Source organism: Sphingopyxis sp. KK2 (genome assembly GCF_001990265.1).
Taxonomy (GTDB): domain Bacteria; phylum Pseudomonadota; class Alphaproteobacteria; order Sphingomonadales; family Sphingomonadaceae; genus Sphingopyxis.
Map to the genome: position 1 here is coordinate 1 of NZ_LYVN01000244.1, position 2,954 is coordinate 2,954.

The 2,954-nt window shown below is 67.3% G+C and carries 5 protein-coding genes; 1 reads left to right on the plus strand and 4 read right to left on the minus strand.

Going from position 1 to position 2,954, the window contains the following annotated elements; translation table 11 throughout:
- Positions 1 to 42: 42 nt before the first annotated feature.
- Complete coding sequence (locus B1A78_RS21220; protein ID WP_256839766.1) at positions 43 to 363, minus strand: helix-turn-helix domain-containing protein; 321 nt, start codon at positions 361 to 363, stop codon at positions 43 to 45.
- 171 nt (positions 364 to 534) lie between these two features.
- Here B1A78_RS21220 and B1A78_RS21225 point away from each other — a divergent pair, with 171 nt between their 5' ends.
- Entirely contained in the window at positions 535 to 1,134 is a 600-nt protein-coding gene (locus B1A78_RS21225; RefSeq protein ID WP_077148835.1) for a flavodoxin family protein, read from the plus strand.
- Between the two features lie 2 nt (positions 1,135 to 1,136).
- On the opposite strand, the gene B1A78_RS21230 is transcribed toward B1A78_RS21225, so the two are convergent.
- From B1A78_RS21230 to B1A78_RS21240, 3 genes are all read right to left on the minus strand, one after another.
- On the minus strand, positions 1,137 to 1,436 hold the full coding sequence (locus tag B1A78_RS21230; protein WP_077148836.1) for a transcriptional regulator: 300 nt from the start codon (positions 1,434 to 1,436) through the stop codon (positions 1,137 to 1,139).
- Positions 1,437 to 1,438: 2 nt separating this feature from the next.
- Complete coding sequence (locus B1A78_RS21235) at positions 1,439 to 1,852, minus strand: hypothetical protein (protein WP_077148837.1); 414 nt, start codon at positions 1,850 to 1,852, stop codon at positions 1,439 to 1,441.
- A 127-nt stretch (positions 1,853 to 1,979) separates the two neighbouring features.
- A partial coding sequence (locus B1A78_RS21240) for a cytochrome P450 (protein WP_077148838.1) occupies positions 1,980 to 2,954 on the minus strand: 975 nt, incomplete at its 5' end.

Below are 2,954 nucleotides of genomic sequence, written 5' to 3' on the forward strand. Positions count from 1 at the left end.
CCCCGACCCCTCCCGCCTGCGGGAGGGGAGCCAAGGTGGCCCCTAAGCCGCCTCGCGCCCCGCAAACTCGGCGCGTGCCGCCAGCACATCGCCGAAGCGCATCTCGATCCATTCGAACAGCGGCGTCAGCGCCGGCCCCAGCGAGGCGCCGAGCGGGGTCAGATGATATTCGACATGCGGCGGCACCGTCATGAAGTCACGCCGCTCGACCAGCCCGTTCGCCTCGAGCGCGCGCAGCGTCTGCGTCAGCATCTTCTGGCTGATCCCGCCGACGCGGCGCTTGAGCGCGCCGTTGCGGTGCACGCCCTGCGCGATGACCAGCAGCAGGAGCAGGCTCCAGCGGTCGCCGATCAGGTCGAGCATCTCGCGCGACGGACAATTCGCGTCGCACGGATCAACTTTATCTACCCAGTCGGGAACAATCATTTCGGCAGTTACCTACAGGTGCGTACTTCACTTTTGGTGCCTATCCTATCATCTCTCGCTCCGCAAGCCGTTCGGACCCTCCCCGCGGCGCAGCAAAGGACGACAGACATGACCCAGGTTGCGATCATCTATCATTCGGGCTTCGGCCATACCGCGGTTCTCGCGGGCGACGTCGCGCGCGGGGTCGAGGCGGCGGGGGCGACCCCGGTGCTGCTTTCGATCGAGCCCGGCCAGACCGGCTTCGACGAATTTTTCGCGGTCGCGGCCGAAAGCGACGCGCTGATCTTCGGCTCGCCGACCTATATGGGCACTATATCGGCACCGATGAAGGCGTTCATGGACGCCAGCGCCGCCGTCTATTTCACCAAGCAGTGGAAGGACAAGCTCGCCGCCGCCTTCACCGTCTCGGGCTCGCCCTCGGGCGACAAGCTCAACACGCTGACCAGCCTCGCGATCTTCGCGGCGCAGCACGGCATGCTGTGGATCGGCACCGGCCAGAACCCGGGCAACAACGACGACACCTCCGCCGCGACCGATGTCGAGAACCGCCTCGGCAGCTTCATCGGCGCGATGGCGCAGGCCGCGAACGACAGCGCCGAGGTCACCCCCAAGGCCGGCGACCGCGCCACCGCGCGCTCGCTCGGCCAGCGCGTCGCGGCGGCGGCCACGCGGTGGAAGGCCGGCGCACCGGCGACGGTCGCGGCCTGAGCTTACTCCGCCGCCACCGGCAGATGCGCGACGATCGCGCGCAGTGCGGCGACATGCGCCGCCAGCGCGCGGTCGCCGCTTCGGGTCAGCGAGGCCCAGGTCCGCTGGCGCCCGCCCTCGGCGGCCTTGCGCAGCGCGACATAGCCCGCGTCGGACAGCGCCGAGAGATGCTTCGACAGCACCGAATCGCTGACCCTGACCAGTTCGCGCAGCTTGGCGAACTCCATCTCGCTGACCTTGCTCAGCAGCGCCGCGATCTGCAGCCGCGCCGGCGCGTGCAGCACCATGTCGATCCCGTCCATGCTCAGCGTGTCCCGCCGAGCAGTTCGAGGTCATAGATGCGTGTCCACCACAGGCTCATCGCCAGCGCGACGGCAAAGGCGCAGCCCGCAATCGCCAGCTTCACCACCAACCCGACGTCGTTGAATCGCGCGTAAATCTCGCCGCCCATCGCGCCGAGCATCAGCGCGACGAGCGCGAGCGTCACCGGCAGCGTCCGCCCCTTGCGATAGCCGTTGACGAAGACGCCGTAGCGCTTGCGATCGTCGGTGACGAGCCAGGCGACCGCCGCCATCGGGAACACGAGCATCAGCGCCTGCCAAGGCTGGCCGAATCCCTGTCCGAGCACCAAAGTCGCCATCACCGCGGCAAAGGCGGCATGCCGCCACAACGGATATTTGGGGCCGCTGCGCGCCAGTTCGGCCTCTGCCTCGGCCATGCTGTCGAGCGCCGCCTGCGCTTCGATCGGTTCATGCTACCGCTCCTTCACTTTCCAATATGGAAAGATATGGGCGTCACTTTCCGACTTGGCAAGTGATAATTTTCCGAGTTGGAAAGACAGCGCGTCAGCCGGGCACGATCCGCACCGGCATATGCACGAAGCCATGGAGGAAGGGGCTCGCCAGCCGCTCGACGTCGCCCGCGGGTTCGACCCGGATGCCGCGGTTCACGATCTCCTCGATCAGCGTGCACAGCTGGATCTCGGCGAGCCGCGCCCCGACGCAGCGGTGGATGCCATGGCCAAAGGCGACGTGCCGCCGCGCATTCGCCCGCCCGACGTCGAAGACTTCGGCATCGGGAAACACGCCCTCGTCGCGGTTCGCCGAAATATACCAGAGGATCACCTTCTCGCCTTGGCGCAGCTGCTGCCCGCCGAGCTCGACGTCGCGCGTGCAGGTGCGCCGCATATGCGTCACCGGCGACTGCCAGCGGATGATCTCCTGCGCCGCATTGGGGATCAGCGACGGGTCGGCGCGCAGCCGCTCGAGTTCGGCGGGATAGAGGTGCAGCGCTTCGACCAGCCCGCTCATCGAATTGCGCGTCGTGTCGTTGCCGCCGACGATCAGCAGCGCGATATTCGCGAGCCGCTCCATCGGATTGAGGCTGCCCATCGCATCGCTGTGCACCATGCGCGACAGCAAATCGTCGGTCGGCGGCATCGCCTTGCGCTTGGCGAATTCGGCGTCGAAGCGCGCGAGCATCGCGGTCATCTGCGCCATCCACTCGGCGCGATATTCCTCGGTCGCGGTCTCGGGCGAGACATTGCCGCCATAGTCCGACCAGCGCTTGAGGTCGTGGCGTTCCTCCCACGGGAAATCGAACAGGATGCACAGCATCCCGATGGTGAGCGGCACCGACACGCTCTCGACCCAGTCGAACGTCTCGCCGGCCGGCAGCGCATCGAACAATTCGCGCGTCCGCTGGCGCACCACCTTCTCGCGCTCGGCCATCTGGCTGGGGTTGAAGGCTGGGGCGATCACCTTGCGCTGCGCGGTGTGCACCGGCGGGTCGGCGGCGATGAAGTTCGGCAGGTTCGACTG